Source organism: Solwaraspora sp. WMMD791, assembly GCF_029581195.1.
Lineage (GTDB): Bacteria > Actinomycetota > Actinomycetes > Mycobacteriales > Micromonosporaceae > Micromonospora_E.
In genome coordinates this window covers 5,150,287-5,164,149 of record NZ_CP120737.1, presented here as the reverse complement: position 1 = coordinate 5,164,149, position 13,863 = coordinate 5,150,287, and the positions used below count along the sequence as shown (strand labels likewise).

Here is a 13,863-nt window from a genome sequence, read left to right as displayed (position 1 = left end):
GCCGCTGCCACCCCGGCCCCGCCGGTGCCCGACGCCGACGGGCGTCGCCCGTCGCGGGCCGCCTGTCAGGCTGTCATGTCAAACTGGCGATTACCAGGCCAACGACGTGCCAGCGTCCTGGGCGTGCAAGGTCGCTGGCGTGCCAGTGGCCGCAGCGCCTGGCCCGGAAACGAAAGGGCCCCCCGTGCACCCGCCAGAGCCCGCTTATCCTTGCTGCCTTCCGGCCCTGGGGAGGTTCACGAGATGCACGCCGCACGAGGGGTTGAGCCCACTCTACCCCGGGCCGCACCCGGCCGCCGGCGACCCCGGCCCGCCGTGGCCGTAGCGACCGCGGCCTGTATCCTGTCGGACGGAGGATTCGCCTAGAGGCCTAGGGCGCACGCTTGGAAAGCGTGTTGGGTTAACACCCTCACGAGTTCGAATCTCGTATCCTCCGCTCACTGAGCAGCCACAACGCCGCTGGCCGGTCCCCTGAGGGGACCGGCCAGCGGCGTTCGCACGCCTCTTGGTCCGGAAGTTCGGCGTCCGCCGACTGCGCGACGAAGTCAGCCACCAACGTTCAAGATCAGGTCCGTGACTGGTCCGCGTCGCAGGTGACCCCGCCTTCGGGCCTGTGTGGGATTATGGGAGGCGGTCAAGAGCCGCGAGTAGGTGAGCCGTGATGTCGAGCAACACCGAACAGATGCCCGAGTGACCGACCGCTGAGCACTTGCCGGCTGAGGAGCTGGCGCGTCGTCAGGGCGTGCGCCCGATCGCCTCGGTTGAGGACCTTGCCCGGCCGGACCTGTTCGAGTCGGATGAGGAGTTCAATGACTTCCTCGCCGGCCTGTACGCCTCCCGTCGGGCTGGGGCCGTGTGAGTCTGGTTGTCCTGGATACCGGCGTCGCGCCGGCATTCCTCCGAAGCCGGGTTCCTGACCGACTTCGTGCCCGTCGGCCGGTAGGGCTCTGTGCATCACGTTCGTGACGCTCGGGGAGCTGACCAAATGGACCGCCGACTCAGCCGCCGGGTCAGGTCACAGTCTCGCCGGTACGCGGAAGCCGAGCCGCTGGATGCGCTTTATCGATTGCCGACATACCTGGTCGTCGGACAGCGCACCGTGATCGACAGCGCTCCAGCTGACCGGCCCCGGCGTGTCGGGTCGATGAGACGCTGTGGATCACGGCTCGGAGCCGGCAGAGTTGGTCGCAGGGTCAGCGGGGCGACGCGCTCGGCGGGTCGGGCAAGGACTCCTCCGCCGTGGCCGAGACACCAGGCTCCGGTTCCACCGGCACCGCCGGGTCCGCCGACGGAGAGATGTCGATCGCCGGCCCGGCGGGGACCGAGACCGGCGCGCGTGGCGGGTCGGATACGGCCGGGGTCGGTGGGTGGTCCGGTGCCGGGGTGGAAGTCGGGGCCGGCGTGGCAGGCACCGGCCGCTCCGGTACGGCGGTCGGCGACGAGTAGCCCGGCTCGATCGGAGGAGCCTCGTGCCGACCGGACGACAACGCGTTCACCGTACCGATGCCCAGGGTGACGACCACGAGCACGGCCAGCCCACTTCCGGCCGTCGTGGCGATCCGACGGCGGCGGCGCGCCCGCTGCCCGGCGGCGATCAGAGCTTGCGGTGTCAGCCGGTGCGGCGGCGCTGCGGCCGCCCGGACCTCGATGAACGCCGAGGTCAAGTCGGACTCGTTCACAGGCTTCGCCCCCCTATGGCCACGTCGTCGGGCAGAAGTTCACGCATCCGCTGCAACCCACGGGCGCATTGGCTCTTCACTGTAGTCAGTGAGCGTAAGAAGCCAGAAGAATCTTGGATCTACCGAAACCAGTCCTGACCAGCGGCATCCCGCCTGGTGTGACCGCGCCCGATGCACAGCTGACGCGGCTGCGCTGTCCGGCAACAGCTACCGTCCCGCTACCGCAGGGCAGCACCGGTCGGCACCGGTCCGTCTCGATCTGACCACAGCGATAGCCCTCGCGCCGCAGGCCGGGGAGGCGTATCTGACGCAGGCTGTCGCGCCGTGGCCGTGCGAGACCTATCTACACATCCAGCACGGTGACCGCGGCATCGCGATGACGGTGGGGAACGCGTCGCCGTTGTTGTCCGCGCTGCGGCTGCTCACGACCGAAGCCGAGGCCGAAAGTGGGTGGTCGTGGTGAGGAGCCGTACGGATCGAATCCTGACGGCCGTGACCGTGGTGTGTGTCGCGGGGTTGGCCGTCGTCGCGGGAACGATCTCCTTCGCGCACATGCACGAGCTGGCGACCGAGCACGACCAGCACGGATGGAAGGCGTTCGCGTTCCCGATCAGCGTCGACGGGCTGGAGATCGTCGCCGCCCTGTACATGGTGGTGCAGCGCCGCGCGGGACGGCGGACGGGATGGTTGCCGTGGATCGCCTTGGTGGTCGGCACCGCCGCGAGCCTGGCCGCGAACATCGCGGTCGGCGGTGAAAGCGTGATCGGCAAGATCCTGGCCGGCTGGCCCGCGCTGTCGATGCTCATCGCAGTGAAGCTGCTGTTCAGCATGATCGACCACGGCGAGAAGGGTCAGCGGACCGTCCCGGACGATCAGCGGACGTCCGCCGACCGTCCCACTGTTCTGGGGACGGTTCCACCGGCTTCCTCTACCGGCGACCAGCCGTCCGGGACAACGACAGGCGAACAGGCCGGCCGCACAGGGCCGGCTGGAGCCGGTCCGGCTGACCCGCCGGGCGGTGAGCAGCCGTCCGAGACAGGAGCGACGACGGCCTCGGCCGATGCGCGGGCCGTGGCGCATCTCCTTCCTGCAGCGCGAGCCGCTCAGGCGAGCCTGGCAAGTAAGGGACTCGCGCTGTCTCGGGACACTCTGGCGGATGCCATGCGTTCCGACGGTCATGGCGTGTCCAACCACCGCGCATCGCTCTTGGTGAAGATCCTTCGGACAGACCGGGACGCGGGCACCTTCTTGGGGCCACGCAGACGAGCAGCTGGAGAGGATGGGGCAACGGCCTGGGACTTGCCGTAGAGACACCTGGTGGGGCAAGAGGTCCGATAAGCACCGATCAGCATCCCACCAAGCGCGCCGTCGAACTGTCCAAGGTTCGGTAGCACAGTGGCAGCTTAGCAATCGGTCGCCGTAGACGACTAAGGTACCTCGGCATGGAATCAGTCAACGTTCGCGAAGCGATGAAGCTGATGCCCGAGGTAGAGCAGCGAGCGAAGGATGCAAATCTTCCGTGCACATTTGAGGTAGATTATCCCGAGTATTCGGTGATTCGAATCCTAGTACCTCGGCTCAACGGAGAGCCCCGCGCAATTTTTATTACACCAGAAAACGCCACTCTGTACCTAGCGGCAAACTTCGAATGCTGGTCGTTCGTCGCCGACTACTTCGCCATCGATCGTAGCGACCTACAAGAAACTGAAATCGCTCTATCTGCACACAGTCTTTCCGACACGAGGCGCCTCATGCAACTCGGCGGCCATCAAGAGTTTGCGGGCGCACGACTCAATCAGCAATTCACGAATGGAATGCGAGTCGAATTCACAGCAAGGCCCCAGTCAAGTCTCCGCATCCGCATCGGAATGTCCACTCCAGCCCTCCAGAATGCAGGGGTCGGCGACAGTCGGGGCGGTGCGGTGCGGACCCTGGCCAGCCTTTTTATAGCTGGCCTGAGCGAAAAAGACAGGACTCCCGAGAGGCTCGCGTCAACAGTAGAAAACATCACCAATTCCACCTTGTTCGAACTGGCAGTAGTAAATAGCGTGAACGTTGCAGCCATGGACTTTCCCCAACTCGAAACAGTAACTGCAAAACAGTTTGACACGGGGCCACCACCAAAGGTTCCGCAGCTACGCTATTCACCAGAGGCAAGTGCGCTCTTTCGTTACGCGCAGAGCGCCGAAAGGCAGCCATTGCTTCGCTTCTTGGCATTCTATCAAGTGATGGAGCACTTCTTTCCAGCCTACACCGAACGCGATGTACTCGATCGCATTCGCCAAATTGTCGTTGACCCATCATTTAACCCGGACGACAAAACGAAGCTTTCGCGCCTGGCTCAGACCATCCGAGCAAAGAACTTTCCGTCAGAGAAGGATCAGCTGCGAGCTACCATCCAGCACTGTGTCGACGCGGGCGATCTGGAGAATTTTATCAAAGCAGACTCACAGCGGGCGAAGTTTGTCGGACTTAAGACCGGCGGCCTCCGGCATATCAAGCAAATCTCCCTACGGGATCAAGGCTCAACACTCGGCACACAAGTCGCGGACCGCATATACGACCTTAGGTGTCGCATCGTCCACGCCAAAGATGGGGGCGGACCATCTCAGGCTGAACTACTTTTGCCTTTTGGCCCCGAAGCAAAGCTGCTCGATCATGACATCGAGATTGCCCGCTTTGTAGCACAGAAGGTCTTGATTGCAAGTGCACACACGACTACCTGGACCTGATACCCAAGATGGAGTCTGGGGTGTTTCACGAGGTGTTGGCTGTGCGCGAGTATCCTGCGATTATCTGTACGGGCTCCAAGTCGCCAGCATGTCACCCTCGCGGAAAGTGGCGAAGCGATGGCGCCACTGGTCCGTCAAACTCGGGTTGCTTTTTAGCACCGGCAGGACACTCGTCACGAGTTGGAGCTCACGGAGCTTGCGCATCGCCACAAATCCTGGCCAGCTGAGCACATCTACGCCGTAGGATTCGACGACCTCTCGATGTGCGTCAGGGGTGTAGTTGAACCGAAGTTTTCCGACGGCGACTGGTGTCAGGTCCCACTCCCGAGGGCCTGATGCGGCGGAGTCGAAGTCGCATATTACAGGCCCACGCGGGCTAGGGATAAGGTTGCCCAGGAAGCTGTCTCCGTGGATCGGTCCGGATGGAAGGAAGAACTCCAGGGCGCCGAGCTGCTCCTCCGTCTCATCGCAACATTGTTCTAGAAAAGTGCGATCGGTCGACGACAGGCGCTCGGCCTCCATGATCCGTTGTCTAATTGCAGCCATTGGCCGCCATGGAGGAAGGCTGAATCGAGGACCGGGAAGCGAGTGGTAGCGGCGTAGTATCCGACCAAGGTCGCGCCCGGTTGGGGTTGAGCCTTCACTGGACACTCGCTGCCAGAGAGTCGCTTTACGATCTCCCACCATCACCGGCTGGTCCATATCATTCAGCAGTCGAACCGACGGCATGTCATGCTCAGCGAGCCATCGTGCGACGGCAATAACCTTCTCGACTCGATCCTGGACCGTTTTTGATCCTGGTATTCGTACGACGACAGGTTCGTTGGCCAGCTCGAAGACAGCGTTGTTCGTGAACTTTATGAGCCTGGCCCCTGCCGGGTTCAAACCGGCAAGTGCGCAGACATCGGCGAACATCGACCAGTGCCAGCCCGCCGACTCGCTGGTGCCCGGGGGCGACGCTTCGCCGATTTTCTTCATATCGCAGTTCTTAGCGTCTTGATGTCGTTCGCCATGGCCTGGATATCGGAGTCGGCGGGATATCTTGTTGCGATCTCCTGCAGGGGTTGCAGCCTGTCGAGTGTGCGAATGGATCGGACAGTCGCCGCCGATGCTACGGCGTCACGGGCCGCCCGCTTTCCGGCCTTGTCGTCTCCGCCGCGCAGGTGTGCGACGGCAAGGGCGGTTGCTTCGAAGATCCGACTTCGGGTCATGTCAGCTCCACGGTGGTCGAGTGCTTGGTTCAGAAATCTGATTGCGTCGGACACGTCGGCGTCGTTGGCGTCAGTCAAGGATGCCTTCGCCACTCCGATCGAAGCGTACAAGTCCGCCTCACCGAAGAAGCGCACCCATGCCTGCGCGGTCCCGTGGTCGGCGCGGATGAACTCGTCTTTGGCGCGCCCTATTGATCGATCCATCTGCTTGCGGTCGCCGACGAGAGCGTACGCCCAGGCTTCGTTGGCGCATAACATGGAAACGGTAAGTCCGCAGCCAGAGTCCTGGGCGGTGATCTGGCCGAGTTGGAAGAAGCGTAGCGCGTCGCGGTGCATTCCGCGGTGAAGGTGGAGTCGGCCCATACGGTAGAGGATGTTGGCGGCGAGGGACAGGTCGTTCACTGCTTTGGCTTGTTCGAGGGCGCGAGCGAAGTGCCTGCGCGCTGTCGAGTACATCCCGACGTCGAAGGATGTCCATCCGGCCAGGTTGTGCAGGTCTGCGAGCGCGAGCAGGAGGCGGGTCCGGGTTTCCTGTGAGCAGGTGGCTTCTAACAGCTGTTGTACCCAGCGGACCTGCGCTGCTACCGCGTCACGGCAGGCCCCGCCACCGTGTCGGTAGTCGAGTGCTCGCATCGCGGCGGTCAGCGCTTGGACGTGTTCCACGTCGCATAGGCCGATGCGCGATGGCGCCGGAGCGACTTCCCTGTCGACTGGTTGCCACCATCGGGCGACCTCGCTGACGGAGGTCCCCATGGTGATGTTGGCCGCGTGGGATAGGAGTGCGCGGACTTGGTCGCGCTCGCTTTCCCGCGAGGAGAAGGTTGCTGTGGCCAGGTCGAGGGCGGCTTCTGTCGACTCGTCGTAGGCGAGTCCCATGTAGCCACGTGGCACGCCGAGTCCATCTGCGATGCGAATCAGTAGGTCGTGCGCCATGACGCGGCGGCCTCGGAGGACTTCGTAGATCTCGGACGCGCTCTGACCGGTGAGCCGGGCGATCTGACGCTGGGAGACGCCGACTCGCTGGAGTCGTTCGTACACTGTCTTCAGGTCGCGTGCGGCCAGGGCGCGTCGCATGTCGCGCTGCTCCCACGTCGCAGGAGCGATCCGGTCCGCCGGGTGCTGGTCCAGGTTCACGCTGACGACCCCCGCCTTCGTCTGGGCCCTTTTGGGCAGGCTAGCTGGCCTGACCGGGGTGCGGAATCCTCGACAGGTCAAGGGGACTAGCGCGACTAGTCACCGAGCCGTACATCCAAACCTATTAGTGACGGCACTTACACGATCAGTAGCTGTCGGTGATGCTGTACCCGTAGCGGCGCACGGTGCCGCTACGGAGGTGGCGGCCTGCTGCGTCGGCGGGTCGGAGCATCGGATGGGGAGGGAAGATGGTCTCCACTGCTGGCACGGTGAGGGTGTTCCGTGCGGAACCAGGCAGCCGCAGCGATCCGGCCCTCTGTCTCGCACCATTCGGAACTCCGGACCGCGTCCTTGACCGCCGGTCGCGGCCGTTCCCCGTCGGCCGCGACCGGTCCGGAGAGGGCAAGGGGGAAGGCCGGCAGCAGACTCGGCGGCTTTCGTCGTTCCCCGCCGATCTGGCCGACGCCTACCCGCTGTGGGGTCTGCTGCGCTGCGTCTGCGGACGACCCTGCGATCCAGTGCTTCTGGTCGACGGCTCGCGTGCGTACCGCAGCGTGTGTGGGTGCCGCCTGTCTGCCATAGATGCCGCGACCGTTGAGTGCCTGGTCTACAACGCTGCCCAGCGGCAGATCGGTGCGCCGCTTGCCGAAACGTCGGCGATGAAGGATTCCGACCTGGCCCACCGGGCATTCGGAGCGATCGTCGTGGCCGGGACGGTCGACGACCTGTCGTTCGTGCTGGCCGGCTGACAGGCACGACCACGATGAGCCAGCCACGACCGCGCCCAGTCTGTCCAACGTCGATCGTCTTGTTGCGTCCCGGGGAGATGAAGTCTCATGCAACTCGCTGACGACTTCTGGAGACTGGCGTACCACGACGTGACCGGGAAACCGCGCCTGAACGAACGTACGACCGGACTCGGCCTGGCAGCAGCGCTCCTGATCGGGAGGATCAATGTCCGTGACGGACGTCTGTGGGTGGCCGACAAGACACCCCGGACGATGTCCTCGAACACACCGTGTTGGAGCAGATCATCGCTGAGGCGGTGCTATCGCTCTTCCTGCGGCTGTCGGCTGAGTTCCGTGGACGCGGAGGCGGTGGAACGGCAGACGTATAACGCGCTGGACGACAGCGGACTGCTCCCGATCGAGAGTGTGTTTGATCCAACGGAGGCTGCCGGGCTGTTCATGCTGGCCTTGGTAGCCGTGCGGGTCGGGGCGGTACCGGAGGAACTGGCTTTCATCTGGCGGATCTGACTCCTGCCCGCCGTCGCTGCCGGGGAGGGCGTGGCGGCGGGCAGGCCGCAGGCGGTATCCGCAGAGCTTCCCCTTGATTGACCATTAGCACAGTGGTTGAGGAGCGATGATGTCGTCCCCTTTCCCTATCATTGACCCGAATCAGCGCCGGCCCGATCAAATCGCGGACGCTGGCACCTACCGCAAGAATGATCCAGTATGGGTATGGGCACCCCGCACTGGCCAGTGGCGGCCGGGCGTCGTCGACACAAGTTCAAAACTTGCAGTTCTGGTGACCTTCGTTCTTGGTCCTGGCGGCGGAACTGCGGTTGATTCACTTCTCCCGCGACATGTCATGCCGCGTGACGAGCGCGACGTGGGGATCGACGGTGGCGTCACTGACCCGTCGCTACCGCGTCGTCCACACACCATCCGCCCCACATCTACCGGTACTCCAATCGTGGTGTGACTTACTGCCTCCAGCACCGCTTCATTAATAGAAAGGGTCGCATCTTGGACAGACTCGCCCCAGCGGCTTCAGACGGACTGGGCCACCCGGTGTGGTGTGATCCAGACCAGTGCACCGTCGCCGGTCCAGCCGAGTTTCACCCGACGTCGGCGCCACCGGCCCACTGGGGCCGCCAGCATATCTGCAACCCGCCACCGAATAAGCCCGGCACGGAGGTGACAGTCCAACTGGTGCGCTATCCGGAGGACCCGCAGCCGACCGACTTCATCAGGCTGGAATTGGGTGATTTCGAAGGTCGACAGTCGTTCTATTTGCGAATCGACCAGAGTGAGGCGATCGTCGAATCACTGTCGAAAATTCTCGTACAGGCGCAGCGGGGCACCAGTTCTGCGACGAAAGGCGCACTATGACCACTGTCTTTTCCCCACCCCCTCCTGCGGCATCGCACGGCCATGCGCCCCTGCCGCCCATCGTCTGCGCGATCGATGACGGTTACGCCACACCATTGCAGGCGTTGATGCGCTCGCTGGCCGCCGCACACCCCGACGCCGTCGGCGAGCTGCACCTGTTGGTCGTGCATCACCGGCTGAGCCAGGGCAGTCGAACGGCGTTGACCCGCGTCGCCGACGAGCTTGGCCTAACGATCCGGCTCGTCGCCGCCGATGGCATCACTGTGCGCGGACCTGTGTCCGGCTGGGTCAGCCCGGCGGTCTATCTCCGCCTGCAGCTCGCCGAGCTTCTCGATCTCGATGGTGTGATCCTCTACCTTGACGCCGACGTGCTCGCAGTCGCCGATCTGCGGCCGCTACTGCGCCGGCCACTACACGGAGCGGCGCTGGCGGCGGTGCGTGACCCGCGAAATCCGCTGGTTGGCGGCGGGATCGCCCTGCCCGGATGGAGGCGCTTGGGCGTACCCGCTGGGCGGGACTACTTCAACTCCGGCGTCATGCTGATGGACCTCGGGCAGTGCCGCAGGACGGGGCTGTTCGAGCGGGCGGCCCAGTTCCTGGCCGACTTCCCGGACGAGGTACGACTGTGGGATCAGGACGCACTCAACGTGGCGGCTGACGATCAGTGGCTGCGGCTGGACCGCCGGTGGAACACCTTCGTGCTTTCCCCCTTGGTCGAACAGCCCGGCTTCGTCCACACCGACACCGAGCCGGTGATGCCGCTTGCGCAGTTGCTCGACGACGAGCACACCGCGGCCGTGCTCCACTTCGCGGGCAGCGACAAGCCGTGGCTTCCCGGCTACCCGGCCGGCCCGGCGCTGCAGCGCTACCGGTCTTTCCTGCTCGCGACTTCAGAAGCAAGCCGATGAGCGGCCGGAGTCTGTGGCGACGGCCGGAATTCTGGCTGGCGGCCGCAGTGTTGACTCGGCACACCATCGGTGCCCTCAACCTGCGAAGCACACTCAAGCTCGCCACCGTAGCCAGGCTGGCGGACGGCGACGGCGTGCCCACGATTCCGATCCACGTCGTCATCCCAGTGTTGCGCGAGCAGCCTCACATCCGCCCGGCGCTGGAGTGGTTCGTTCCGCTGTTGGACCAGTTCTCCGGCTCGACGCTCACCATCGTCAGCACCGGCCGGGAGCAGCGCGAGCGAGAACACATGATCCGGTTGTTGACGGGCTGCCATGCGCAGTCGATCACCCCGGTCCGGTTTCCCCAGTTGCGTGACGCGGAGCTGCACGATCTGGTGGATGCCGCAGTCAAGACCCAACGCGGGGTGCTGACTGAGGCTGCGGCTAGGAATGTCCTTCAGCGTTTTCCGTTGACCGCGCACGTCGTTGAGGAGGAACTCGACCGGCTGCTGCGGCCAGCGCACGTGCGTCATGTCCAGTTCGACGGGGACGGCCGCAAGGCAGCCCAGGTCAACCACGCCGCAGCCAGCCTAGGGAGCGATGCGGTCGGCTACTTCGCTGTCTACGATGTCGACTCCCGCCCTAGTGAAAGTCTGATGCGGCGCACTCTGGCGTTCATCGCCGAACGGGCCAGCGCCGATGGGCAACTTCCGGCCGTAGTGCAGCAGTCTGCCCGATTCACCACCGCTGGCACCGGTCCGAGCTGGGCCGACCGGGCCCTCTGTCGCGGTGCGGCCCGGGTGCAGACGCTGTGGACGCTGCGCCGCGAGGTTCCCAGTTTCCGCCGGTTCGCGTGGGCGACCCGTCGTGTCACAGGCGTGCCGCTGCTGGATGCGGCGATGCGGGGCCTTGCCCAGACCGTCGGCCACGGGCTGCTGGTGCGTTGTGATGTCTTTGCCCGGCTTGGTGGCCTGCCGACTTATACGGTCTTGGACGATCTGCCGTTCGGGTACCGCCTGACCGTCGAAGGCATCCCAGTGGACTGCGTGCCAGGACTGGCGGTCGCCGACGCGCCGGAGGACGTGCGCGACCTTATCGCCCAGGGACGACGCTGGTTCCAGAACTACCTGGATTACCCCCGGTGCGCGGCGCGGGCGCGCGCCGATGCTGTCGGGACCACCGCCGAACACGCGGCCATGCTGACTGTGGCGGCCTACCGGGGGCTGGCGTGGCTCGCCGCCGGTCCCGCTACTGCGGCGTGCCTTGTGCTGGCCGCCGGCCGGTTCCGCCCACCGGTGCGCGTCCTGGCCGCTGCGGCGTTGTGGCTGGGCACAGTTACCCCCGTGCGGATGCTCGCCGGTGCCGAGGGTCGGCACCTGACCGTGCGGCAGCAGGCCGGCGAGTCCATCGAGGTTCTCGCCGCCTACTTGCTGCGCTCCACCGGCCCGATCGCTGCGGTGGCGGACCGGATTACCCGAGGCGACGGCGCGCTATCGCCGAAAACAAACCGGCGCAACACAACGGTCCCACCGTCCGAGGAGGATAGCCGTGATCATCGGGATTGAGGGGGTGAGCTGTACTGGCAAGACCACGCTGTCGGCCCAACTCGCCCAGCGGCTGCACAACCCGCTGGTGATTCCCTGTTACTACCACTGTGCCGCCGACCCCAGCCAGCTTCCCGCCCCATCGGCGACGACCGCAGACGAACAGATGGCCGCGCTGGCAGCCTTTCTCGACATCGAGGCGCAGCGGCGACGACTGGCGATCCGAGCTCACGATCAGGGCCGGGACGTCATCCTCGACCGGACAGTCGACACGCTGCTCGCTCACTCCCACGCCGTGGGCCGCTTGCGCGGTTTCGACACCGACGCCGCCGGTCGCGCTCTGGTGCTGGCCAGCTCGATCGTGGTGCCGGACATGACGGTGCTGCTGCACGCCCCGGCCGAGGTCATCGAACAACGGGCAGCCCGGCGGACTGCCATGCCTCGCATCTTCTACGCGCCGCCTTTCGCGGCGGGGTTCAACGCCTATTTTTCCGGTCCGATCTCCCCGACGGTGATCCGCTTCGACAGCGCCGGTGGACTCGATGACCTCACCTCAGCCGTCGCCGACCAGGCCGAGCGGTTGCGTGCTCGCCCCACGCGAGGGCAAGCCCCAGCGGCGGTCGAGGCGACGACGTGAACACGGTCATCATCGGCTGCGGCGCGATCGCCTCGCGGTGGCTTCGGACGCTCAGCGCCGATCCCCGCGTCCGCGTCACCGCGTTCGTGGATCCCGACGCCACGGCCGCGCAGCGGCTGGATCTTCGGCATCCCGGTGTGGCAGCGCGGTGGTTCCCCGACCTGGCGGCCGCCCTCGCCGCCGTTGACGCCGAGGTGGCGGTCAATCTCACGCCACCGGCGCTGCACGCCGCCGTGTCGCGCAGCGCCCTGGCGGCAGGACTGCATGTGCTGTCCGAAAAGCCGCTGGCCACCAGCCTTGCCGATGCCAGCATGCTGGCCGGGATGGCCGCCGAGCGCGGCCTGCTGCTCGCAGTGATGCGCAACCGTGCCCGCGACGGCCAGTTCCTGCAGTTCCGGGACCTGCTGCGCCAGGCTACGGAGGGACCGCTCATGGTTACCGGAGACGTCCTGGTCAGCCTGCCCGACCCCGGCTTTCGCAGCAAGACAAGTTTGCCGGTGACCACCGACCTAGCCGTGCACGCGTTCGACCAGCTGAGCGAGCTGGTCGCGGCACCTGCGGTGCAGGTCTGCTGTACCGAGACGCCCATCGGGTTCGTCGGCCCTCACGGCGGCCTCGCCACCATGATCGTCACATTCGCAGACGGTTCTCTCGCCAGCTACCGCGTCGGGTACACCGGACCGCAGCTGCGCACCCCGGCGAATGGAATCTGGCGGGTCGAAGCACACGGGTTCGCAGCCCGTTGGGACGGCGCCGGCACCGTCACCGTCTGCGCCGGCAGTCAGGACAGCGGTCGCCTGATCCACCTGCCGGACACACCACCGGGATACCGGCTGTGCATCGACGCGATGGTCGACGCGCTGCACGCCGGAACCGCCACGGCGCCGCCGCTGACCCCGATCGCTTTACTCGACGCTGCGCTGACCTCGGCGCGCACAGGCCGCCCGGCCCCGGTCACCCCGGCCTGGGAACGCCCATGATCGGCAGCGACTCCTACACCGCAGCTCGTGCCGCGCTGGCCAAAGCAGAGCCGGCAGCCGACCGGGCCGGGCTGACCCTGCTGTGCGGCGGCGCGGACAACCGGCTCTACTCGGCAACCACCGCCCACGGCCCAGTGATGATCAAACTACGCCGGCACCAGGCCGCACGGTACAACGTCGCGGCCTGGGCGAGCGCCACCCTCGCGGCCGCAGGCGTCCCCGTGCCCCGCATTCTCTGGTTCGACCAGCACAGCTGCGTCGAGACCCGGTGCCCTGGGTTGCCGCTCGCCGATCCGGCGGGCGACGTAAACCTGGCCGCCGCAGATACTGCCGTCGCCCGGCAGGCCGGCCGGCTACTACGCCGCGTCCACGCAACCGCAGTCGACGGGTTCGGGCAGCTCGACGCCGACGGACACGGCCGACATCCGTCGATGCGCAGCTGGCTACTCGGCGGCCGCACCTGCGCGATCCCTTCGCGGATCGCCGGCGTCAGCTTGCCGGCGCTGGAGGCCCGGACGCACCACGCCCTGATACAGCACGCCAGGAACTGCGACGGTGTTGCCGCGCGACTAGTCCACGGCGACTGGGCCGCACGGCACGTCATCGCCGACGCCGGCCGGGTCACCGGACTGGTCGACCTGGAGAGCGTGCGCGGAGCCGACCCGCTGACCGACCTGGCGGGCTGGTCGCTGCAGGAGCCGCCCGAGTTGACCACCGCGCTGTTCGACGGCTACTTCGACCAACCGCCAAGCCTGCAGATCCGATACCGCCTCACCGTATACCGCCTGCGTATCGCCACTTCCTTGCTGCATTGGCACGCCCACCAGGGCAACCCGCAAACGGTACGCCTACGCGCCGCGCAGTTGGCCGCCGACCTCGACGACCTCGACCACGGAGCTCCCCGCGCGATCCCCCGCCTGGCCATCTAACCCGCACCACCGA

The 13,863-nt window shown here is 65.9% G+C and carries 14 protein-coding genes, 1 tRNA gene and 1 other RNA gene; 12 read left to right on the top strand and 4 right to left on the bottom strand.

Translation table 11 applies throughout. The features are described 5' to 3' along the window. Positions 1–173 precede the first annotated feature (173 nt). Positions 174–264: signal recognition particle sRNA small type (gene ffs, locus O7623_RS23025), an RNA gene on the bottom strand. An 87-nt stretch (positions 265–351) separates the two neighbouring features. Between ffs and O7623_RS23020 the strand changes: the two genes are divergently transcribed. Then, positions 352–436: transfer RNA gene (locus O7623_RS23020), tRNA-Ser, on the top strand. 757 nt (positions 437–1,193) lie between these two features. On the opposite strand, the gene O7623_RS23015 is transcribed toward O7623_RS23020, so the two are convergent. Continuing rightward, the gene (locus O7623_RS23015; protein ID WP_282225085.1) at positions 1,194–1,679 is read right to left on the bottom strand and encodes a hypothetical protein; all 486 of its coding nucleotides are present in this window, start codon (positions 1,677–1,679) and stop codon (positions 1,194–1,196) included. An 88-nt stretch (positions 1,680–1,767) separates the two neighbouring features. Between O7623_RS23015 and O7623_RS23010 the strand changes: the two genes are divergently transcribed. The 3 genes from O7623_RS23010 (at position 1,768) to O7623_RS23000 (ending at position 4,411) form a co-directional block, all read left to right on the top strand. Beyond that, positions 1,768–2,142, top strand: coding sequence for a hypothetical protein (locus O7623_RS23010; RefSeq protein WP_282225084.1), 375 nt, complete (start codon positions 1,768–1,770; stop codon positions 2,140–2,142). A 29-nt stretch (positions 2,143–2,171) separates the two neighbouring features. Further along, entirely contained in the window at positions 2,172–2,987 is an 816-nt protein-coding gene (locus O7623_RS23005) for a DUF2637 domain-containing protein (protein WP_282225083.1), read from the top strand. 134 nt (positions 2,988–3,121) lie between these two features. Beyond that, the gene (locus O7623_RS23000) at positions 3,122–4,411 is read left to right on the top strand and encodes a hypothetical protein (protein WP_282225082.1); all 1,290 of its coding nucleotides are present in this window, start codon (positions 3,122–3,124) and stop codon (positions 4,409–4,411) included. Positions 4,412–4,471: 60 nt separating this feature from the next. Here the strand turns inward: O7623_RS23000 and O7623_RS22995 are convergent, their stop codons facing one another. Together O7623_RS22995 and O7623_RS22990 are read right to left on the bottom strand one after the other, a co-directional pair. Continuing rightward, positions 4,472–5,389 (bottom strand): aminoglycoside phosphotransferase family protein, encoded by a 918-nt coding sequence (locus O7623_RS22995; protein ID WP_282225081.1) that lies wholly within the window; start codon positions 5,387–5,389, stop codon positions 4,472–4,474. Further along, a complete protein-coding gene (locus O7623_RS22990) occupies positions 5,386–6,756 on the bottom strand; it encodes a helix-turn-helix transcriptional regulator (protein WP_282225080.1) in 1,371 nt (456 codons plus the stop codon). The genes O7623_RS22995 and O7623_RS22990 overlap by 4 nt, the downstream gene beginning before the upstream one ends. 248 nt (positions 6,757–7,004) lie before the next feature. Between O7623_RS22990 and O7623_RS22985 the strand changes: the two genes are divergently transcribed. The 8 genes from O7623_RS22985 (at position 7,005) to O7623_RS22950 (ending at position 13,850) form a co-directional block, all read left to right on the top strand. Beyond that, positions 7,005–7,505: a hypothetical protein gene (locus tag O7623_RS22985; RefSeq protein WP_282225079.1), complete on the top strand. Its 501-nt coding sequence runs from the start codon at positions 7,005–7,007 to the stop codon at positions 7,503–7,505. A 333-nt stretch (positions 7,506–7,838) separates the two neighbouring features. Further along, positions 7,839–8,012 (top strand): hypothetical protein, encoded by a 174-nt coding sequence (locus O7623_RS22980; RefSeq protein WP_278172122.1) that lies wholly within the window; start codon positions 7,839–7,841, stop codon positions 8,010–8,012. A gap of 678 nt (positions 8,013–8,690) precedes the next feature. Beyond that, positions 8,691–8,870, top strand: a complete 180-nt coding sequence (locus O7623_RS22975) for a hypothetical protein (protein WP_278172123.1) — start codon at positions 8,691–8,693, stop codon at positions 8,868–8,870. Continuing rightward, positions 8,867–9,778 (top strand): glycosyltransferase family 8 protein, encoded by a 912-nt coding sequence (locus tag O7623_RS22970; RefSeq protein ID WP_282225078.1) that lies wholly within the window; start codon positions 8,867–8,869, stop codon positions 9,776–9,778. Before O7623_RS22975 ends, O7623_RS22970 begins: the two co-directional genes overlap by 4 nt. Then, a complete protein-coding gene (locus tag O7623_RS22965; RefSeq protein ID WP_282225077.1) occupies positions 9,775–11,325 on the top strand; it encodes a glycosyltransferase family 2 protein in 1,551 nt (516 codons plus the stop codon). The genes O7623_RS22970 and O7623_RS22965 overlap by 4 nt, the downstream gene beginning before the upstream one ends. After that, entirely contained in the window at positions 11,309–11,941 is a 633-nt protein-coding gene (locus O7623_RS22960) for an AAA family ATPase (RefSeq protein WP_282225076.1), read from the top strand. The genes O7623_RS22965 and O7623_RS22960 overlap by 17 nt, the downstream gene beginning before the upstream one ends. After that, a complete protein-coding gene (locus O7623_RS22955; RefSeq protein WP_282225075.1) occupies positions 11,938–12,921 on the top strand; it encodes a Gfo/Idh/MocA family oxidoreductase in 984 nt (327 codons plus the stop codon). Before O7623_RS22960 ends, O7623_RS22955 begins: the two co-directional genes overlap by 4 nt. Further along, positions 12,918–13,850: an aminoglycoside phosphotransferase family protein gene (locus O7623_RS22950; RefSeq protein WP_282225074.1), complete on the top strand. Its 933-nt coding sequence runs from the start codon at positions 12,918–12,920 to the stop codon at positions 13,848–13,850. Before O7623_RS22955 ends, O7623_RS22950 begins: the two co-directional genes overlap by 4 nt. Positions 13,851–13,863 lie beyond the last annotated feature (13 nt).

What these genes read in the sequence shown, in the direction of transcription:
- O7623_RS22965 (WP_282225077.1), top strand. Translation starts at nt 9,775, where the DNA reads ATGAGCGGCCGGAGTCTGTGGCGACGGCCGGAATTCTGGCTGGCGGCC.
- O7623_RS22970 (WP_282225078.1), top strand. Translation starts at nt 8,867, where the DNA reads ATGACCACTGTCTTTTCCCCACCCCCTCCTGCGGCATCGCACGGCCAT.
- O7623_RS22995 (WP_282225081.1), bottom strand. Translation starts at nt 5,389, where the DNA reads ATGAAGAAAATCGGCGAAGCGTCGCCCCCGGGCACCAGCGAGTCGGCG.
- O7623_RS22950 (WP_282225074.1), top strand. Translation starts at nt 12,918, where the DNA reads ATGATCGGCAGCGACTCCTACACCGCAGCTCGTGCCGCGCTGGCCAAA.
- O7623_RS22985 (WP_282225079.1), top strand. Translation starts at nt 7,005, where the DNA reads ATGGTCTCCACTGCTGGCACGGTGAGGGTGTTCCGTGCGGAACCAGGC.
- O7623_RS23000 (WP_282225082.1), top strand. Translation starts at nt 3,122, where the DNA reads ATGGAATCAGTCAACGTTCGCGAAGCGATGAAGCTGATGCCCGAGGTA.